Annotated in this window: 16 protein-coding genes; 13 read left to right on the forward strand and 3 right to left on the reverse strand. The window is 25.7% G+C overall.

Annotated elements, in window-relative coordinates:
• Nucleotides 1-17 precede the first annotated feature (17 nt).
• The 10 genes from H8891_RS12980 (at nt 18) to H8891_RS13025 (ending at nt 9,766) form a co-directional block, all read left to right on the forward strand.
• Nucleotides 18-890, forward strand: coding sequence for a cation diffusion facilitator family transporter (locus H8891_RS12980; protein WP_187006752.1), 873 nt, complete (start codon nt 18-20; stop codon nt 888-890).
• 134 nt (nt 891-1,024) lie between these two features.
• Entirely contained in the window at nt 1,025-1,750 is a 726-nt protein-coding gene (locus H8891_RS12985; protein ID WP_187006753.1) for a DUF4184 family protein, read from the forward strand.
• Between the two features lie 90 nt (nt 1,751-1,840).
• Nucleotides 1,841-2,209 (forward strand): VOC family protein, encoded by a 369-nt coding sequence (locus H8891_RS12990; RefSeq protein WP_147543501.1) that lies wholly within the window; start codon nt 1,841-1,843, stop codon nt 2,207-2,209.
• A gap of 117 nt (nt 2,210-2,326) precedes the next feature.
• Entirely contained in the window at nt 2,327-3,010 is a 684-nt protein-coding gene (locus tag H8891_RS12995; RefSeq protein WP_187006754.1) for a hypothetical protein, read from the forward strand.
• Between the two features lie 351 nt (nt 3,011-3,361).
• On the forward strand, nt 3,362-4,435 hold the full coding sequence (locus tag H8891_RS13000; protein ID WP_187006755.1) for a uroporphyrinogen decarboxylase family protein: 1,074 nt from the start codon (nt 3,362-3,364) through the stop codon (nt 4,433-4,435).
• 13 nt (nt 4,436-4,448) lie between these two features.
• On the forward strand, nt 4,449-5,126 hold the full coding sequence (locus H8891_RS13005) for a corrinoid protein (protein ID WP_147543504.1): 678 nt from the start codon (nt 4,449-4,451) through the stop codon (nt 5,124-5,126).
• Between the two features lies 1 nt (nt 5,127).
• Nucleotides 5,128-6,147 (forward strand): methylcobamide:CoM methyltransferase MtbA, encoded by a 1,020-nt coding sequence (locus H8891_RS13010; protein WP_187006756.1) that lies wholly within the window; start codon nt 5,128-5,130, stop codon nt 6,145-6,147.
• Nucleotides 6,148-6,158: 11 nt separating this feature from the next.
• Entirely contained in the window at nt 6,159-7,955 is a 1,797-nt protein-coding gene (locus H8891_RS13015; protein WP_187006757.1) for an ASKHA domain-containing protein, read from the forward strand.
• 12 nt (nt 7,956-7,967) lie between these two features.
• Nucleotides 7,968-8,882, forward strand: a complete 915-nt coding sequence (locus H8891_RS13020) for a CobW family GTP-binding protein (protein ID WP_187006758.1) — start codon at nt 7,968-7,970, stop codon at nt 8,880-8,882.
• A gap of 11 nt (nt 8,883-8,893) precedes the next feature.
• Complete coding sequence (locus H8891_RS13025) at nt 8,894-9,766, forward strand: uroporphyrinogen decarboxylase family protein (RefSeq protein ID WP_187006759.1); 873 nt, start codon at nt 8,894-8,896, stop codon at nt 9,764-9,766.
• 56 nt (nt 9,767-9,822) lie between these two features.
• On the opposite strand, the gene H8891_RS13030 is transcribed toward H8891_RS13025, so the two are convergent.
• Nucleotides 9,823-11,733 carry an FUSC family protein gene (locus tag H8891_RS13030; RefSeq protein ID WP_187006760.1) on the reverse strand — a complete coding sequence of 637 codons (1,911 nt, stop codon included), beginning with the start codon at nt 11,731-11,733 and terminating at the stop codon, nt 9,823-9,825.
• Between the two features lie 208 nt (nt 11,734-11,941).
• Here H8891_RS13030 and H8891_RS15620 point away from each other — a divergent pair, with 208 nt between their 5' ends.
• The 3 genes from H8891_RS15620 to nagZ are packed head-to-tail and all read left to right on the forward strand — an operon-like array spanning nt 11,942 to nt 17,942.
• Complete coding sequence (locus H8891_RS15620; protein ID WP_187006761.1) at nt 11,942-14,443, forward strand: S8 family serine peptidase; 2,502 nt, start codon at nt 11,942-11,944, stop codon at nt 14,441-14,443.
• Nucleotides 14,444-14,460: 17 nt separating this feature from the next.
• Entirely contained in the window at nt 14,461-16,146 is a 1,686-nt protein-coding gene (cspC, locus tag H8891_RS13040) for a bile acid germinant receptor pseudoprotease CspC (protein ID WP_187006762.1), read from the forward strand.
• 26 nt (nt 16,147-16,172) lie between these two features.
• Nucleotides 16,173-17,942 carry a beta-N-acetylhexosaminidase gene (gene nagZ, locus H8891_RS15625; protein ID WP_187006763.1) on the forward strand — a complete coding sequence of 590 codons (1,770 nt, stop codon included), beginning with the start codon at nt 16,173-16,175 and terminating at the stop codon, nt 17,940-17,942.
• 39 nt (nt 17,943-17,981) lie between these two features.
• Here the strand turns inward: nagZ and H8891_RS13050 are convergent, their stop codons facing one another.
• Together H8891_RS13050 and H8891_RS13055 are read right to left on the reverse strand one after the other, a co-directional pair.
• Nucleotides 17,982-19,592 (reverse strand): hypothetical protein, encoded by a 1,611-nt coding sequence (locus tag H8891_RS13050; protein WP_187006764.1) that lies wholly within the window; start codon nt 19,590-19,592, stop codon nt 17,982-17,984.
• Between the two features lie 181 nt (nt 19,593-19,773).
• The gene (locus H8891_RS13055) at nt 19,774-20,952 is read right to left on the reverse strand and encodes a hypothetical protein (protein WP_187006765.1); all 1,179 of its coding nucleotides are present in this window, start codon (nt 20,950-20,952) and stop codon (nt 19,774-19,776) included.
• Nucleotides 20,953-21,025 lie beyond the last annotated feature (73 nt).

Here is a 21,025-nt window from a genome sequence, read left to right on the forward strand (position 1 = left end):
TAATTTAGGAGGTCAATATGAGAAGAGACAATTACAAAGAAGTTAAAAAGGTCTTGTGGGTTATTTTATTTGCAAACTTAATAGTAGCTTTTCTTAAGGTTATAGTTGGTTTTTTTATAAACAGTGCAAGTATTATTGCTGATGGTTTTCATTCTGTTTCGGATGCTTCATCTAATGTAGTTGGTTTAGTTGGAGTTAGACTAGCATCTAAACCTGTTGATAAAAAACATCCTTATGGACACTACAAGTTTGAGATTATAACTGGTATGTTTATTGGAGTAATGCTTTTATTTATGGGGATAAAGATAGTATTTAATGCTATTAATAGATTTATAAATCCAGTTGATTTAACTATAACCAATGAAAGCTTAATAGTTTTATTGATTACATTAATTATAAATATATTTGTATCAACATATGAGTATAAAAAGGGAAAAAAATTAAATAGTTATATATTAATTTCAGACTCTCTTCATACAAGAAGTGATATATTTGTTTCTATTGGGGTTATAATCGCTTTAGTTTGCATAAAAGTTGGATTTCCTATGATTATAGATCCTGTAGTTTCTATAGGAGTATCTATTTGTATATTTCATTCGGCTTATGAAATATTTAAATCTTCAATTGAAGTTTTAGTTGATAGTGCAGTTATAGATGTAGACACTATTAGAGAAATTCTTAAAAATGAAGAAGACATAAAAGACATTCATAATGTAAGAAGTAGAGGAAGTGAAAATAATATATACTTGGATATGCATGTAATGGTAGATCCTTTTATTACTGTTGATGTAGCTCATGATCTAACTCATAGAGTTGAAAATTTATTAAGAGAAAATATTAATAAAAATACTCAAGTTATAATTCATATAGAACCATTTTATGGAAAATAGGGAATAACCATAGGTTGATTTAAGCAACTTATGGTTATTTTTATAAATATTATATTACGTTTTTGTAAGTAATTATATGTATTATATATTGTATAATTAGAAAGTATGAAATTTAACTTAAAAAGGAGAAAATTATGCCATTTACATTAGCGCACCCATCAGCAGTGGTATTTGTGAAAAATAGACATTTAAATTTAGTTGGATTGATATTAGGATCTATGGCACCAGATTTTATATATTTTTTATTATTTAACCCAAGTAGTAATTTAGGTCATACATTTACAGGATTTATAATATTAAATTTACCTATATGTTTCTTACTTAATTACTTAATATTTAAATTTGTAAAAGATGCTTTTATAATCAATTTACCAACATTTTTATCAAAATACTATATTTATTTATTGAATTATAAAAATAATATAAAAAGCTTTAAAGAAGGCATAGTTTTTGCATATTCATGTATAATAGGAATGCTAACTCATATAATATGGGATGCATGTACTCATAAAACGGGATATTTTGTAGCTCATATAAATTTTTTAAGAAATAAGATAGAAATATTAGGATTACAAATCCCTATATTTAAAATAATTCAGCATGGTAGTACAGTTATAGGTTTTATTATAATTATTTTATATTTTTATAGCATAAGAAAATTAAGTAATAAAAATTTAAATACAATAAATAATAAATTTAGGTATCATATAATAGCTATAATTTTTCAAATATTAACTATTATTTTTAGTTATATAGTTTTTAAAAATTTTGGAATAGGAAGAATTGTAGTTACCTTTATAAATGGATTATTTATAGGATATTTAATATCATCTATAATTTACAAACACAGTATTAAATAATATAATGTTAACTTTTTTGTAAGTGCTTGATTATATAATTTATTATTAATATAATTAAGATATAATAATTTGTGAATAAGGAGAATTAATATGAAATTTACATTTTGCCATAATAACTTTAATGTATTAGATTTAGAAAAAAGCTTAAATTTCTATGAAAAAGCATTAGGACTTAAAGAAGTAAGAAGACATGAAGCAGAAGATGGAAGCTTTGTATTAGTTTACTTAGGAGATGGAGTAACTACTCATACATTAGAATTAACTTGGCTTAGAGACTGGGATAGACCATATAATTTAGGAGATAATGAATTCCATTTAGCTTTAAGAGTTGATGATTTTGATGGAGCATATAATTTACATAAAGAAATGGGATGTATATGTTTCGAAAATAAAGATATGGGAATATACTTTATAGCTGATCCTGATAATTATTGGATAGAAATATTACCTCCAAGATAAATTAAATATGACGAAAAATAAGCTGTTTAAAGTTAAATCTTTAAACAGTTTATTTTTTATTTATAAGGGTATTAAACTTATAATATAGTAAAATTAATAGTTTAAGGGAGTATATATATGAAAAAAAAGAAAATAATTATAATAGTATTAATTATAATAGGGATTTTGTTTTTCTTTTTAGGATTTATAAATAATAAGCCTAAAGATATTGAAAATCAAAATACTAGTATAAATAAAATAGAAGAAAGTCAAATTAGCGAAAATAAAACAATAAAGTTTTTAAAATCGGTATCTGGTATAAAAGCAAATAATATAGAACTAATAAACAACCCAGTGGGTGTTAAAGGCGAATTTTTAGTTCCACAAAAGTCTATATTAAATGGAGTAAATTATTTTTTAAAGGAAACTAAAAATGATAAAATAAGTAAAGTTGATATAAATATAAATAAGAATGCAGTAAAAGCAAAAGTAAACTATAAAGTAACTAAAAATATTACTACACCTATAGAAGTTGAGGTAGTTCCATCATTAAATAAAAATAAAGATTTAATTTTAAATGTTAAGGAAGTAAAATTGCTAGATTTGAAACTATATAAATGGATAGTTGATATGGCATTAAATAGTTTTATAAAAGATTGGTTCTCTAAAGATAGCAATATATCTGTTAAATTTAATGATGGAAGTGTAATAATAGATAAAAGTAATTTTAAAGATGTATCATTAGAAAATATATCTTTAGATTCTAATAATTTGAAAATAAATATGATAATAGATTTAAATTATATATTAAATAAAAATTAGATAAAGATGTTATTAATCAGTATATATGTAATGATATGTTTAACTTAATAGAATATACGTTTAATTCAAATGAATAAAATTATTAAAATACCTTTTGATATTAATGTCAAAAGGTATTTTTTATTTATAAAAATAGGAAGTTTAAAGTAAAACCTAAATTAAATGTAATATATAATTAGTAAAAATAAGTGTATAAAATTTAATTGTTTCATGATGTAAAGGCTTTGTTTTTACATGTATATTGATAAAATCAATATTAGAACTTTTTGGTATTGATATTATCAATTTGTAGAAAATTTATATATATTGTAAGATGATTATGTAATATTTAACAAATAAAGAGGTGGAGTTATGGAGTATAAAATAATTAAAGATCAAATGACCCCAAAAGAAAGGATGGAAGCTTTTGCAAAGGGAGAACCTATGGATAGAATTTTATGTTCTCCATTTTTAGGTGAAAGTGTTTCTTCTATATTTGGACATACGATATATGAGTACAACCATTCAGTGGATGCACTTGTTGATGTAGCAGTTGGAAGTTTTAATTTATTTAGACCTGACAGCGTTGGATTTGGACCAGGTCTTCAAGGTATACCAGAGGCTATGGGAAGTGAAGTTACTTTTCCTACAAATAACACACCATATATAAGCAAACCTGCTATAAATGACTATAGTGAAATAGGCAAGTTAAAACCTATTGATCCATATAAAGATGGAAGAATAAGATACTTCCTAGAAGCTCTTAAAATAACTCAAGACAAGTTAAATCCTATGGTAAGTGTTGGAACTACTTGTGGAGGGCCTTTTACAACTGCATCTTTTTTAAGAGGCACTGATAAATTTTTAAGAGATTTAACAAAAAATAAAGATAAGGCTCATGAGCTTTTAGAAATAGCAACCCAAAGTGTTATAAATTATATAGATGCAGCTTGTGATATAGGACTTGCTCCAGGTATAGCAGAACCTAATGCATCTTCTACTATGATAAGTGAGAAAAATTTTGTAGAGTTTGCAAAACCGTATTTAAAAAGATGTATGGATAGAATAATTGAAAGAACTGGAAGTGGGACTACTCTTCATATTTGCGGAAAAACTAAAAAAGTGTGGGGGCATATGGTTGATACTGGAATATCTAATTTAAGTTTAGATAACATAGATGATATAGGAGAGTTAAAAGATGCCTATGGAGATAAGGTTTGCTTAATAGGAAATGTTGATCCAGTTGATACAATAATGAGAGGAAGTATAGATGATATATATAATGAAGCAAGAAAATGTATAAAAAAAGCTCATGATAGCAAGCGTGGATTTATATTAAGTACTGGTTGTGATGTTCCTATAGGAACAGACCCTAAAAATATTATAGCACTTATGGATGCTGCAAGAATATTTGGGGCATATCCAATTAACATAGACAACTTATAAGGGGGAATTAGTTATGGAAAATTCAAAAGAAATTTTATTAGATAAATTGGCAAAATGTGTTTTAGAAATGGAAGATGAAGAAGTTGTTGATGTAGCAAATGAATATATAAAAGGTGAATTTGATGTTTATGAAGGAATATCTAAAGGGTTAGCTTCAGGAATGGAAGAAGCAGGGAAATTATATGAAGAAGAAGAGTATTATATACCAGAACTTTTATTATGCTCAGATGCTATGTATGAAGGAATAAATATATTAAAACCACATTTAAAAAAACATCAAACACAAGAACATTATAGAGCAGTAGTAGGAGTTGTTGAAGGAGATACTCACGATATAGGGAAAAACTTATTTAAAATAATGTTAGAAACATCAGGATTTGAAGTTTTTGATTTAGGAAGAGATGTACCACCTGTAGATTTTATAAATAAAGCAAAAGAAGTAAATGCTGATGTAGTGGGTATGTCTACACTTATGACAACTACAATGGATAATATGCAAGTAGTTATAGATTTATTAAAGAAAGAAAATATGCGTGATGATGTAGTTGTAATGGTAGGTGGAGGTCCTATATCACAAAGTTTTGCAGATAAAATTGGAGCAGATGGATATGCACATGAAGCTTCAAAAGCAGTAAAACTTGCAAAAGATTTAGTAGATAAAAAAAGAGGTATTCACAAAGAGGTGGTATAAAATGAATCCAAAAGAAAGACTATATAAAGTTTTACAAGGAAAGAAAGTAGATAGACCACCTTGTATATGTCCTGGTGGAATGATGAATATGATAATTGAAGATGTTATGGATATAGAAAATGTATCATGGCCAGATGCACATACAAATCCAAATATGATGGCAGATTTAACATATGGTATGTATAAAAATAAAGCTTTTGAAAATTTTGGAGTTCCATTTTGTATGACTGTAGAAGCAGAAGGTATGGGAGCTAGTGTTTATATGGGTACTAAAAATACAGAACCTAGAGTAACTAAGTATCCGATAAATTCTTCAAAAGAATATAAGAAGTTAAAAAATATAAATGTAAATGAAGGTAGAGCCAAAGTAGTTATAGATGCTATTAAAATATTAAAAGAAAAAGATAAAGATGTACCTATAATAGCAAATTTAACAGGACCTGTTAGCTTAGCATCATCTTTACTTGAGCCTATGGTTTATTATAAAGAAATTAGAAAAAATCCAGGAGATGTCCATAACTTAATGAACTTTGTAACTGATAATCTTATAACTTTTGGTAAGGCTCAACTTGAAGCTGGAGCAGATATATTAACTATATCAGACCCTAGTGGAACAGGTGAAATATTAGGTGCTAAAAATTTTAATGAGTTTGCAGCTTTTTATTTAAATAAAATTATAGATGAATTAAGTAATTATGCTGAAGGTGGAACTATAATACATATATGTGGAAGATTAAAAAGTATATATAAAGAATTAAATTCTCTACATAGTAATGCTATTAGTTTTGATTCAATAACAAATGTTAAACAGGTTAAAGAAAATGTTTCAAATAAAGCTATTATGGGAAATGTAAGCACATTTGCACTTGAAAACAGTGATAAAGTTAGTTTAGAAACTATGTGTAATTCTTGTTTAGATAGTGGAGTAGATATATTATCTCCAGCTTGTGGAATAGGAGTTAGAACTAAACTTGATAACATAAAAGTTTTATTAGAATGTGCAAAAAATTATAATAGATAAAGAGGTAACTTATGAGTTTTTTATACACGGGTGACAAAAGCTATGAGTTTGAAATAGGAAATAATCTTTTAGATATAATACAAAGTCATAACTTGGGAATGGAAAGTCCATGTGGTGGAAAAGGTTTTTGTGGGAAATGCAAAATTAAAATATTAAGTGGAGACATAAATGATTTAACTAAGGAGGAACTTAAGTTTTTAACTAAAGAAGAAATAGATAAAAATATAAGGCTAAGTTGCTTAGTTTATCCTAAGGGAGATTTATATGTGGAATTTTTAGATACTAAAAATATTAATCACAAAATATTAGTAGATGGGTATATGCCTGAATTTAAAAAAGAGCCAATTCTCAATAAAAGTACATATGATTTAGAAAAACCGACTTTAGAAAATAATATGTCTTATGAAGATATATTAATAAATAATATAAATTGTGATTTAAAAGATAACTATGAAATATTAAAAGATATTCCAAACTTATTTGAAAAAAATAAATTTACAAAGGTTTGTTTAGGAGAAAATTTAATAGGTTTAGAATGTGATGATACTAAAGATAAATTATATTCAATAGCTATAGATATAGGAACAACAACAATAGTTTGCTCTTTAATTGATATAAAAAATCAATTTGAAGTAAGCTCTGAAAGTGAAATAAATCCGCAAAAGGAATATGGTCTAGATGTATTATCTCGTATAAACTTTATAAAAACAAAGGAAAATGGGTTAGATATATTGCATAAATGTATCATAGATTGTATTAACAAATTAATTGGGAAATTATGTGAAAATAATAACATAAATAGAGAAAATATATACGAAGTTTCAATAGCTGCAAATACTACAATGATGCATATACTTTTAAATATTAATCCTATATCAATAGGAAAATCACCATATGCACCAGTATTTGTAAAAAGTAAAAATATTGATGCGAAATCATTAGGTATAAATATATCAAGTTTTGGAAAGGTTTATTTATTACCTGGGGTATCAAGTTATATCGGTGCTGATATTGTAGCTGGAGTATGTGTTTGTGATTTAAAAAATGTAGATAAAAATATATTATTTATAGATATAGGAACTAATGGGGAGATGGTTTTATCTAAAAAAGGAGAGTTAGTTTCTTGTTCTTGTGCAGCTGGACCAGCCCTTGAAGGTATGAATATAAGCTGTGGTATGAGAGCTGGAGATGGAGCTATTGAAAATGTAAAAATTGAAGATTCTATAAATTTAAAAGTTATAGGAGATAAGATTCCAAGTGGAATTTGTGGAAGTGGTATAGTTGATGCTATAAGTGAATTAGCTAGATTAAATCTTATAGGAAAAACAGGAAGAATAGTTAAAAAAGAAAAGATTTTAGAAGATGATAAACTAAGTTATTTAAGTGAATGTATAATAGATGAAAATAAAAAAAGAAGATTTGTATTAAATAAAAATACAAAAGAAATAGCTATTACTCAAGAAGATATAAGACAAGTTCAGCTTGCAAAAGGAGCTATACTTTCAGGTATTTATGCATTAGCAGATAAAGTAGGTATTAAAATAACTGACTTAGATGAAGTTATAATAGCTGGTCAGTTTGGAAAACACTTAAGTATTGATAGTTTAGTAGGTGTTGGTATAATACCAAAAGAACTAAAGGAAAAAATAAAATATATAGGGAACTCTTCAAAAACAGGAGCTATAATGAGTTTATTATCTAAAGATATTAGAGAGAGTATGGATAACATAGCAAGTGATATAGATTATTTTGAACTATCTACAAAAGATGGTTACGAAAGATTATTTACAGAGTGCTTAAAATTCTAAAAGGGTGATAATATGATAAAAGTAGATATAATATCGGGGTTTTTAGGTTCAGGAAAAACGACTTTAATAAAAAATCTTCTAGAATCCATTAATGATGAAAGAGTAGTTATAATTGAAAATGAATTTGGACAAATAGGAATTGACAAAGAAATTATACAAAAAGATGGATTTGATATAATTGAACTTCAAAATGGATGTATATGCTGTAGTATAAAACTAAATTTTAAAGATACTTTATTAAAAGTTATAAATAATTTTAATCCTACTCGTATAATAATAGAGCCAACAGGGGTAGGTTTATTAAGTGAAATAATAACTATGATAAATGATTCTAAGCTTAATGAAGTTTTAAGTTTAAATTCTTTAATTACTGTAGTTGATGGAGTGAATTACTTTGAATATATAGATAATTTTGGAGAGTTTTTTGAAGATCAAATAGAAAATGCTCAAATTATTATTATAAGTAAAAGTCAACTTATAGATAAAAATAATTTAGATAATATAATTAAATCTTTAAGAAATATTAATAAAAATGCTCATATAATACATGAAAATTGGAGTAATATATCTTTTTTAAAATTATTTGAAGTATTAAATTTATTAAGTGATGAAATTTCGGATAACTTAGATTGTAAAAATAGAAAAGATGTAACTGAAAATATGAAATCAATTGAATCAATATCTATAAACACTCTAAAATCATATAGTGTAGAAGAAATTGAAGATATATTTAAAAATTTAAGCGAAAACACGTTTGGGAATATAATAAGATGCAAAGGGTTTGTAGATAGTGGTGATTGTTTATTGGAATTTAATTATGTAAATAAGCAATATACTATAAAACAAAGAGTTAAAAATACAAATCCTAAGCTTACTATAATAGGTACTAATTTAAAAAAGAAAGACTTATTAAAGACATTTGAGTAGAGGAAGTTATAATGAAAATAAATTTTACTTGTAATCAAAATGATAATGAAAATATACCCATAGCTTTAATTAAAGCTTTAGGTATAAACTTTCCAGATTTTCACACAAATAAAGAGGATATAGCTTATATATCTAAAGGTTTAAAAAAATATAAAAATGACAGTATATGTAAAGTACCATTTTGTACTACTGTTGAAGCTGAAGCTTTTGGAGGAATTATAAACTTAGGAGATTTGAAGAGTACTCCTAGAGTTAAAAGTTATGCTTATAATAATTTAGATGAATTATTTAATATTAAAAATATTGATTTTAATAAAGGAAGGATAAAAGAAGTATTAGAAGCTGTAAGCATTTTAAATAATGAAGGTGAAGTAGTTGCTTTAAATGTTTGTGGACCTATTACTATTATATCTTTACTTATAGATTTAAAATATTTTTATAAAGGCATTAGAAAAAACAAAGATAAAATCAATGATTTTATGAAAGTAATAGAAGATAATATTGTTAATTATATAATTAAAGGATATGAAAATGGAGCTAAGATAATATCTTATAGTGACCCTGTAGGAGATATTAATATAGTTGGGCCTAAGGTTTATGAGGATATAGTTAGTGTAACTACTTTAAATATAATAAATAGAGTTTCAAATAAACTAGATGATTGTATTATACACTTATGTGGAAAGACATCTACTGCTTTATACAACATTGGGGCTTATGATTTTAATAAAATTAAATATAATAATAAAATTACTTATGGACAAGCTATATGTAATTTATTAGATACTAAAGGTGTTAAAATCATAGGCAACAATTGTATGAAAAAAACTCCTTGTAAAGTTAAAGAATCAATTATTTATTCAATCAGCTTAAGTAATATCTAAATTAAAGGCTGTAGATAAATTTGTTGTAAACAAATTTATTTACAGCTTTTAATTTTTTAAAGTGCTGCTATTTCATTAGCGTATTTTTTTGCGTTATCAATATTTCTAAATATTTCATAAATGTTCATAAAGATTAGTTTATCATCTCGTTCTGATAAGTTATCAAAATTTTTTATTATATAATCTTTACTTAAATCACCATTTATATATCTTTGCATTTCGTTACATACATTACTTATATCCAAATTTTTTATTCTATTATTTTTTATACTGCTTTTAAAAACACGTAAATTACTCATTACAATACGCTCACTATTTAAGAAATTTCCTATACTATCAGATAAAATCGTATTATTATTTATATTAATTTTATCGTTTGTAAGTCTATTAGTTAAAATGGTTTCTCTTAAATTATGGCTATCTAAATTATTTATATTTAAGTTTTCTAAAATAGTAGCTAAACTATTATTTAATTCAACTGATTTTTTTACTAGATTTTTAGTAACATCTTTAATTTTATAAGGGAATATTATTCTATTTGCTACAAATGCAATAACACAACCTATTAATATAAATTTTAATCTATCAAAAGATAGTATATTAAAATCATTATTTGTAGCCCCCATACTTAGTGCAAATACAGTCATAAATATCATTTTTTTAGAGTAGTCTTTAAAGTAAAAACCTATGTATCCACAAGTAAATGCTATAAGCATTTTAACTTCCATGCTAGGTACAAGGTGAAATAATAATTCAAATATTAATATACCTATTAAACTTCCTTTTATCCTATCTATCATTTTAGTTTCACTAGATTCAATATAAGGTTGTACGACAGATGAAAGTGTAAATACCATCCACTTACCCTTATATAAATCAAAATAGTCTACTACAAAAGCTCCTAAGCTAACGAGTAAAGCAATCCTAAATGCAAAAGTAAATCTAAGGGAATTTCTATTAAAGCGTCTTTTAATAACTTCTCTTTCTTTTATTTTTTCATTAATACCATACTTTTTATCGCTGTATGATAGGCCTCCATTTTCTAAATTATCTAGAATGTCCCTTAATAAAGTCATATTTTGTCTTAGTTCATATGAAATATAGTGTGAATAATGAATATCGTCTCCTTCATATATAAATTCATTAAGTTGATTTTTAAGTTCTTTAGTACTTTTTTCTTCATTCATAAATTTTAATATGTTATTAAACTGAAGTTTTAATTTTACTAAAACATCATCATACTTACCTAAATTATCTATATCTTCTATAGACTTTTCTAAAATTATATTAGTTCCTTCAAGAGTTTGAACTATACATAAATAAAGCTTACTTTTATCAGAAATTAAAAAGGTCTTTTCTTTTCTAGAGTATAAGCTTTGAGAAAGAGCTTGCAGTTGCTTATTTAAATTTTTACTACTTTCTTTTAATAAGTTCATATCTTTTTTTTCTAATAAAATGTTTATTTCATCAATTAATAAATCAATATTTTTACATATAGAAGATTTCGACTTATTCCAAAACTTATTTTTGTTTACTAACATCTGAACTAACATTATAAGTATGCCAGAAAGTATTAAAGCTTCTATTCTATTAGGCATATCAATTTGTTTTACTGGCATATAAAGCATAAATAAATAACAGAAAATAAAAGGCATATATATTGGTTTACTTGTATCAAATGTAAAGATATATACTATAAAAAATACTACTATGAATGTGAAAATTAAGGTTAGAGGGGCAGAGAAGGATGATATAAAAGCCGACAATCCAATAAATAATTCTATTAAAATAAATCTTAAAGTATTTCTTATAGGATTTGCTGTATAGTCATTTTCCATCAAAGTTACTGCTGCCATAAAACCTGTAATACCAACTAGCATATTTGAAGTTCCAAACATACACTTAAAAAATATAGCAGTTGGTATTGCACCCATAAAAACTAATGTCTTAGATATTATACTTTTCATTTTTTTACCACCTCAAATTTATTCACTATAATAAAAAATTTACCCTTAATATAGAAAATAAAACTTACAATATAAAAATTTATCATTTGAAAAAAATATATACATATAATGTTGTATTAGAGGAAGTAATTAAGGAGGGATATTTATATATTGTGAGGTTATTTTTAAATATGATAACAACATTTTAGTACTAGGTCAAAGTCTAGATGTGATTATAGAAATTTTAAAGTATTATTACAAAATAACAACTTTAAAATCAAATGATGAATTAAATATGTTAAAAAGATATGTAGAATTGCAATATCCTGATAAAAAAATTATAAAAAACTGTATAAAAGATATAAATAAAAATTATTTTGAAAAAAATTCAATAAATGAATATAAAAATATATTTATCAAAATAGATGTAAATAAAAATTACAATGAATTTAATGCATTAAACTTAGTTAAAGATATAGATTTAATATTTGATAAAGCTAAAGATTCAAATATAGCAACAACAATAGATATAAATTACAAAATAGATGAAACAAATAATATAGATATGTCTATATTTGATAAATATGTACATAATACTTATTTAAAAAAGAGTATAAAATTAAATAAATATGATAGTGAAAAAAAGGTAGAAGTAAAAATTTTTGAACATAAAAAATTATTAGAAGTTAACATATTTAAAAATATAAATGATGATGTAGATTTACAAATAATAAGCCCATCTAATGTTAAAATTCAAAATATATCTCCAAAATTAAAAGAAAAAGAATACTTTATAGAAAATACTAAAATTGAAATTTATTTTAATAAAGAAAATAATATAAATATAAAATTTACTTCAAACGATTGCATAGATTTAGGTAAATGGAAATTATTATTTAAGCCAGTTAGCGTAGAAAAAGGAAATATAGATATATATTTAAAGCTAGACGATAATAAAATAGAAAATACATTAATAGAAGGTTCAAACTTATCTGTAGTAATGTTTAGAAAAAAATTAAAAGATTTTAAAAGAACAAAGAAAAGAGAGTTTGGAGATGAAGAAGTTAATTTAGATAACTTTAGGCCTTTGTTTGTTATAGATTATTTTGATGGATTTGAACAAGAATTAGCTAGATTAGGTAGTGTATTTAAGTTTTATAAAATAGCAGAGAATTTTGGAATATTATACATAAATAAAAATAGAATCGAAGAATTAGGACAGATATATGGTCTTGAAAATATATTTAGGATACAAAGATATGTAAAAATGGCACAGTTAACAACAATAAGTAGAGATACAACAAATGGGTATGTAGCACTAGAAGAGATAGGAGCAAATTTTTTTAAGAATAATCCTAATATAAATATAGATGGGAGAGGCGTTATAATTGGAATTGCAAATTCTGGGATAGATTATTTACATCCAGATTTTATATATCCAGATGGAACATCAAAAATATTATATTTATGGGATCAAACGATAGATGGAAATTCTCCAGAAGGATTTAATATAGGAACAGAATACACTAGAGAAGATATTAATAAGGCTATAGCAGAAAATAATCCAAATTTATCAATTGATGAAGAAGGAATAGGAACTGCATTAAGTGGAATATGTACAGGGCTAGGAAATTTAAACGACCAATATAAAGGAGTAGCAGAGGGTAGTGATTTAGTAATTGTAAAACTTAAAAAAATTGATGGTTTTTATAATAGTGCTACATTACAAGCTGCAAAAAGATATATATATGCAAAAGGGTATAAAGAAGGAAAACCTGTAGTACAAAATGTTAATTTAGGTAGTAACAACTCAGTAGTTAGAGGAATTGATTTACTTATAGATAGCTTATTTTTTGAATATGGAGTATGTGAAGTTATAGCAGCTGGAAATGAAGGTATTGGCAACGAACATGCAACAGGAAATATTGAATTTGTCGGTGATACTAAAGACATATTTTTAGAAATAACACAAGAAGAAAAAGAGTTAGAAATAGATATATGGATAAGTAAGCCTGATAAAGCAAATATAATAGTTATATCGCCATCTGGAGAAGAAAGCAAGACATCACTTGTATCTAATTTTAGCTTTGTGAAAGGTTTATTTAATAGTGAAGATACTTACTACAATATATGGACTACATACCCATTTTCATACTCAGGACAGCAACAAACTGTAATTAGATTAGAAAACGCAAAGCCAGGGGTTTGGGCAATTAGGCTTATAGGAGATTATATAACAAATGGAATTTATCATGCATATTTACCAATAAGAAATTTATTAAATGAAGGAACTAAATTTAGAGATAGTAATCCAGAATATACAATAACCTACCCATCCATATACAAAGATACTATAAGTGTAGGAACTTACAATAGCATGGGTTCTAGTTTATGGCCAGATTCATCTAGAGGGCCTCTAGTAGGTGCTACAGGTAGGCTTGAAAAACCAGATATAATAGCTCCAGGGGTTAATATACTAGCTCCTTATACAGGGAGTAGATATGCTACAGTTACAGGAAGTGGAGCAGCTTCTTCTTTTGTTGCAGGAGCTGTAGCTTTAATGATGCAATATACATTAGTTGATAGAAATTATAAAGATAAAGCTGTTGTGCAAAAAATAAGAACATATATAAGAGCAGGAGCAAATAGAAGTGCTCAGATAGGATATCCAAATGTAAGTTATGGATATGGAGTATTAGATATAAGAGGTATGTTTGACCAGTTGAAATAATTTATAGGAGGGGTTTTATGCAAAGGTCATATATATTAATTTACAACGGTAATGTACCTGAGTTAGAAGCTGATTTAACTTCAAGAAATCTTACAAATTATATTATTTTAAATAGCAATTTGGCTTTACTTTATGTTGATGAAGATTTTGATGAACTTACTTTTGATAATATTGATTCTGTATTCGACTGGATAAGATCTATACCTATGAGTTCACTTATAGAAATTGGAGTAGGAACTAGTGGTGGAGAAAGACCAAGAAATGTTTCTGGAGTAAATTATATTGAGCAAAATCCATACATTAATCCATCTGGTAAAGATACAATTATTGTGATTCTTGATTCTGGAATAAATTATTTACATCCAGACTTTATAAAGGCTGACAACACTACGAAAATACTATCTATATGGGATCAAACAACAGATAAAGGAAATCCACCAACAGACTTAAAGTTTGGAAGTGAATTTACAAGTGAAGAAATCAATAGATATATAAGCGAAAATGATGCAAGCTTGACTCAAGATACAATTGGAACGGGAACTATAGCAGCAGGTATAGTATCAGGAACTGGAAGATTAAATAATGCATATAGAGGCATAGCATTAGATAGTGAACTGGTAATAGTAAAATTAAGAGAACATGAAGGAGTATATAAAGAAGGTAGAATTAGCTATGAATTAACCGATTTTTTAGCAGGCATTAAATACGCAATAGAGGTTGCAGAAAGAACTCAAAAAAGAATGGTAATAAATTTAACTATTGGAGGAAAAAGTGAAGCTGTAGTTTTAACTAGTATGCTTGAATCATTTGATAGATTATTAAGACCAGGTACTATTATAGTAAGTGGTCTAGGCAATGAAGGAAATACAGATACTCATTATAGAGGAAAAATAGATGATATGAATACTGTTTCAGATATATTAATTCAAGTTGGGGAACAAAAAAATTTAGAGATTACAGTAAGTTGTATTGGACCAGACAGAATAAATGGATCTATTATATCTCCATCTGGAGAATTAAGTTACAATGTGGCTTATACCCCAGATCAAGAGATATATACAGGAAGATTTAACATAGAAAGAACTAATTATGAAGTAAGATATTTATATCCTTGGCTGAAATCAGGAACTCAAGAATTAATCATAAACTTAACAGATATAAAGCCTGGAATATGGACATTAAGGTTAACTCCTGAATTTATAATTACTGGCGATTACGATGTATTTTTACCTAACAAGAACTTAATAGATGAAGAAACTAGATTTATAAATTCTAATTCTTTTTCTACAACTACTTGGTTTGCAGCAACAGATAATGTAATAGGAGTAGGTGGATATAATAATAAAATTGATAGTATGTGGATTCGATCTTCAAGAGGAACTATAAATCAAAACCCTATAAAACCAGATATAGTAGCTCCAGGAGTAGATATAATAGGTCCTTATAAAAATGATGAGCATATAAAGGCAAGTGGTACAGGAATAAGTAGTTCAATTGTTAGTGGAGTGGCCGCTATTTTAATGGAGTATTTAAGGTCGCAAAGTTATTATAGTAGAAATTTATTATTTACAGAAGTTATAAAAACTTACTTAATGATTGGAGCAGATAAAAAAGATATATATACATATCCTAATGTAAATATGGGGTATGGACTTTTAAATTTTAGAAGTACTATGCAACAGATTGCAAAAAATTTAAGATGATAAAATAAAAAGTAAGGATTGGTTATGTGAGTTATATAAAGGGGGAAAAAGCCTATATTATAAATACCATATTTGGAATTTGTATGTTTTTACTTATAGGTATATTTAGACCAACATTAGTTTATTTTTTTAATATAGATATAATAAATTTACTAATGATAATTATGATTATAATAGCTGTTTTAATAATTGTATATACAAAAGAAAATAAAAGAAAAAGTATAAATATATTTGATAGATCGGTAAATATGTTTATATTGGGAAGTGTATTTTTTATAATTAAAAATGAAAGTAATATATTTACACCTATATTAACTATAATAAGTTGTATATTAATTTTTATATTGTATAAGAAAAAGTTAAGAACTAAATATATTAAAAATTATATTTCATATTTTATAATAGCTTTTTCAATAATTATAATAGTTACAACTATAATACAAGATTATTTAGGTTTTTCAAATTTATATGATTTAGATAGAGGATATAAATCTTGTAGTATAATAAAAGAATTAGATATTCCAACTAATGCAAAAAAACGGAATTATAAGTTAACTAATGATAATGTTAAAGTTAGTATTGGCTATAGGATAAAAGGTATAGATAAGAGTTATAAAAAAACTTCTTTGTATATAGAAAAATTAAAAAATGAGGGATGGAAGATTATTGATGTTAAGCATTTTTTTAATAAAGATTTATATACTTTAACAAAAGATGAAAGAAGCGTGATTATTGAAATGAAAGAAAATAGTTTGATAATAGGAGTAGTATCAGATATAAAAGATAAGATAAGTAAAATGAGCCTTGAAGAAAAAATAGGTCAAATGATAATAGCAGGATTTAATGGAAAAAAGTTAAATGATGAAATTAATACATTAGTAAATGATTTAGATGTAGGGGGTATTATACTTTTTTCTCGTAATATAGAAAATTCAAATCAATTGAAAAAGTTAACCGAAGATATAAATAATATAAATAAAAATATACCTTTATTTATATCAACCGATGAAGAAGGAGGAAGAGTAAGTCGCCTTCCAAATGATACAACTAAGTTTAAAAGTGCAAAAGATATAGGAGATAAAGGTGATACTAACTATGCATATGAAAACGGTATGAATTTAGGAAGAACTTTAAAAGAACATAATATAAATATGGATTTTGCACCTGTAATTGATATATATAGCAATCCTAAAAACACTGTTATAGGGGATAGAGCTTTTGGAACTGATGAAAAGATAGTTTCAGCTATGGGCATAGCCACTATGAATGGATTAAAAAGAGAAGGAGTAATACCTGTAGTTAAACATTTCCCAGGACATGGTGATACAGATATAGATTCACATTTTGACCTTCCAGTTGTAAATAAAAGTTTAAAACAACTTGAAAACTTTGAATTAGTTCCTTTTAAAGAAGCAATAGATAAAGGCTGTGATGCAATTATGGTATCTCATATATTAGTTGAAAAAATAGATAGTAAAAATCCTGCTACCTTATCTAAAAATATTATATATAAATTGCTTAGAGAGAAGATGAACTTTAAAGGAGTAGTTATAACTGATGATATGCATATGAAGGCTATAAGTAATAATTTATCTATAGAAGAAGCTAGTGTTAAATCTATCAATGCAGGAAGTGATATAATATTAATTGGAAGTGATATAGATATTACTAAATCTGTTATAGAAAAAATAAAATTGGCTGTGAAAAATAATAATATAACAGAAGATAGAATTGATGAAAGTGTATATAGAATATTAACTTTAAAAGAAAAATATCTTAACAAAAAAGATAAATAAGGACCATCTTAGATGGTCCTTATTTAATTGATTTAAACTTTAATTAACAGAGTTTATTTTTGATATAGAGTAAATTACTATATCTGAATCATTATCACTTACAACCATTAAACCATTACCAGTAAATTCTATAACTCCATTAATATCTTCTGATTTTAAAGAATTGATATCTTTATTATTTAGATCTATATCTTTAACTACACTAGAAGTGTTTTTATCTAAATTAATATTTTCTATAACTTGGTGATTACTTTTTACAAGTTCGGTAGAGTTAACAACAGGACTCATTTTTATATCACTAATATTTTCTATAGTGCTATGTTTTACATTTTTTATACTATTAATAGTTTCATATGAATTTTTTGAAACTACAGATGCAGTCTCAGCTTCATTAGTTATATTTTTAATTATAGATTTATGTTGAATTATAAAGTCACTTAAAGGGAGCATATTTTCAGATTGATATTTTACTAAATCATTGTTGTAATCTATATCTAAAGATTTTATTAATGTATCTTTAGATATATCCATATCTGATAATGAATTTTTTAGATGTGATCTATATATATTTCCGACTATATTAATTGTATCTTCAGGAATTACACTAAATGTTTTAAATGTTAATCTTAGAGGTTCAAAAGTTCCATCATCTAAAAAAACGCCTATATAGTTTTCTCCAGTGGGATCAAGTCTAAGAAGTCTTCCATCTAATTCATGTTTATTTATAAATCTATTTACAGGAGCTAAATCTAGTACTTCTACAGTTTTAGGTGGTATAATTTGTCTTTGAATATCTATATTTGATATAGTATTTTCTAAATACTGGGGATTTATATTTGTAATGGCTTCTATTTTGTTTTGACTTATATCACCTATCGCTTGTGCAGGTATCTGACTTGTTGATATAGGATAATCTTTTATTTCTAAATTAGTTAATACATTTATATCTTCGGTATATATAGGTTTTGAAACTTCCACTTCTTCAGAATTGTTAGTAAGTACTAATTTTTCTTCAGTTTCAATTTCAGTTAATACATTTTCAGTATTTTTTTCAATAAAACTTACAACATCTAGTTTATCTGTATCTAAGTTAACATCTTCTAAAACGTCCTTTTTATTTACATATAAGTTTGTGCTTGAGTTTAAAATATCTTCTTTTGATAGGTTTGGTGATATGTAGCTACCTGAAGGTTTGTTATAATTTATAGTTTTAATATTTTCCATATTTTTTATTATATAATCTTGAAGATTATCGTTTCTACTAAAGTCATTAGTAAAAGTATTAAAATTTTGGACTCTTCTTTTTCTAGAAAAAGAAATTTGATCGTTATAATTATAATTAGCTAAACTTCTTAATCTCCTTGATAACAAATCTTTAAATTTGTTTAAATTTATATTGTCTGTAAGTATTTTTATTTTTACTATTTTATTTAAATTTATTGCTTTATTTTTATAAAGTATTATATTTTTATTTATTGAAAAATTATCTTCTTTTGAGTTTGATACTACAACTGTATTAACAAATCCATCTTCAGTTGTAATAGATATAGGTACATAAACATCATTTTTATTTGAAGAATCATAAACTATCTCCTCTACAACACTAAAGATATCTATTATTGATGTAGGGTTAGGCTGTATAGCATCCATATATAAAACCTCCTAGAATAAATAATTATTATATTTATATTTATGTGAATTAAGAATAGATTATTACAAACAGTAATATAGATAATTATAAAAATAAAAAGAGTTCATTTATTTAAAATGAACTCATTTTTATAAATTTACATTAGTTTGATTAAATGTTTTATCACTTTATAAATTAAACTTATTCTTCGCGACGCTTAAATCCATCAGGTGATGAATATACAACTAATTCTTCTTGTTTTATAGAGAATAGTTTTTCACTAATTGATAATATGTCAAGTATAGTAGCATCGAAAGTTGTTCCTCCAGCTAGTATACCTGCTGCTGATGGTGTTATTTGTTTAGCTATGAATTTAAATTCAAAGTTTGCTCTTAAAGTTAATTCGTCCTTAGATTTAGGTAAGCAGATGTTACCAAATAAATTGATATCATTATAAATACGTGGACCAAATACTACAGTACTAGCTGTAAAAGGTACACTACCTATAAAACCTTCAACTACGTATTGGGCACCAATAAGAGTAACATCTAAGTCATTATGAGCAAAAGTAGCACATGTTCCTTTATCATGGCAAAGGAAGTTTGATGTTATTGTTCCTTCGTAGCTATTAAATAAACTAGCTGAACATGATGGTGAAGTTCTTGGCGGAAGTGATCCAGTAAATGAACATATATTTATAGGTAAAGGATCAGTAGTAATTCCAGCACAAGTAAATCTTACAGCAATTTTATTTATACATACTCTTGAACCTACTGGAAAACCACCTGTTGGTGGATTATTTATAGTAAATAATGCAGGGTTTGATTGAGATATAGATTGTTTAGTACATGCAAATGCGTGTATTTTATCTGCTAATATAGGTGTACATACTGCACAGTGGATATCTGGACAATGAATATCCATAGGGTTACAACATTTTGTACATCCGTTTGATGTTAGCGTTGTTTTTTCTGGGCAACAAGAACAATTTGATTTGCATTTTTCATCACGGCAGTCATGTTCATGTTTTTCATCATGGCAGTCATGTTTAGTTTTTTCATCATGGCAGTCATGGTCAGGTCTTTCTGGGTAATGATCATGTTTAGGTCTTTCTGGATAATGATCATGTTTAGGTCTTTCTGGGTAATGATCATGTTTAGGTCTTTCTGGATAATGATCATACATAGGTCTTTCTGGGCAATGATCATATTCTGGTTTTACAGGACGATGATCATATTTAGGTCTTTCTGGATAGTAATCATATTCTGGTCTTTCTGGGCAATGATCATATTTAGGTCTTTCTGGATAATGATCATACATAGGTCTATCAGAATAATAATTAACAGTTCTATTTACTCTAGTAGTCTTATTTTCTTCCATTTTATATATCCTTTCCTGTATTTATTAAGAGAAGCTTTTGTTTTTCTCTTTAATTAAATATATGATTTATTTA

The organism is Paeniclostridium hominis (assembly GCF_014306135.1).
Classification (GTDB): Bacteria; Bacillota; Clostridia; order Peptostreptococcales; family Peptostreptococcaceae; genus Paraclostridium; species Paraclostridium hominis.

Coding starts and splice junctions, on each gene's coding strand:
- H8891_RS12980 (WP_187006752.1), top strand. CDS start 18: ATGAGAAGAGACAATTACAAAGAAGTTAAAAAGGTCTTGTGGGTTATT.
- H8891_RS12985 (WP_187006753.1), top strand. CDS start 1,025: ATGCCATTTACATTAGCGCACCCATCAGCAGTGGTATTTGTGAAAAAT.
- H8891_RS12990 (WP_147543501.1), top strand. CDS start 1,841: ATGAAATTTACATTTTGCCATAATAACTTTAATGTATTAGATTTAGAA.
- H8891_RS12995 (WP_187006754.1), top strand. CDS start 2,327: ATGAAAAAAAAGAAAATAATTATAATAGTATTAATTATAATAGGGATT.
- H8891_RS13000 (WP_187006755.1), top strand. CDS start 3,362: ATGGAGTATAAAATAATTAAAGATCAAATGACCCCAAAAGAAAGGATG.
- H8891_RS13005 (WP_147543504.1), top strand. CDS start 4,449: ATGGAAAATTCAAAAGAAATTTTATTAGATAAATTGGCAAAATGTGTT.
- H8891_RS13010 (WP_187006756.1), top strand. CDS start 5,128: ATGAATCCAAAAGAAAGACTATATAAAGTTTTACAAGGAAAGAAAGTA.
- H8891_RS13015 (WP_187006757.1), top strand. CDS start 6,159: ATGAGTTTTTTATACACGGGTGACAAAAGCTATGAGTTTGAAATAGGA.
- H8891_RS13020 (WP_187006758.1), top strand. CDS start 7,968: ATGATAAAAGTAGATATAATATCGGGGTTTTTAGGTTCAGGAAAAACG.
- H8891_RS13025 (WP_187006759.1), top strand. CDS start 8,894: ATGAAAATAAATTTTACTTGTAATCAAAATGATAATGAAAATATACCC.
- H8891_RS13030 (WP_187006760.1), bottom strand. CDS start 11,733: ATGAAAAGTATAATATCTAAGACATTAGTTTTTATGGGTGCAATACCA.
- cspC (WP_187006762.1), top strand. CDS start 14,461: ATGCAAAGGTCATATATATTAATTTACAACGGTAATGTACCTGAGTTA.
- H8891_RS13050 (WP_187006764.1), bottom strand. CDS start 19,592: ATGGATGCTATACAGCCTAACCCTACATCAATAATAGATATCTTTAGT.
- H8891_RS13055 (WP_187006765.1), bottom strand. CDS start 20,952: ATGGAAGAAAATAAGACTACTAGAGTAAATAGAACTGTTAATTATTAT.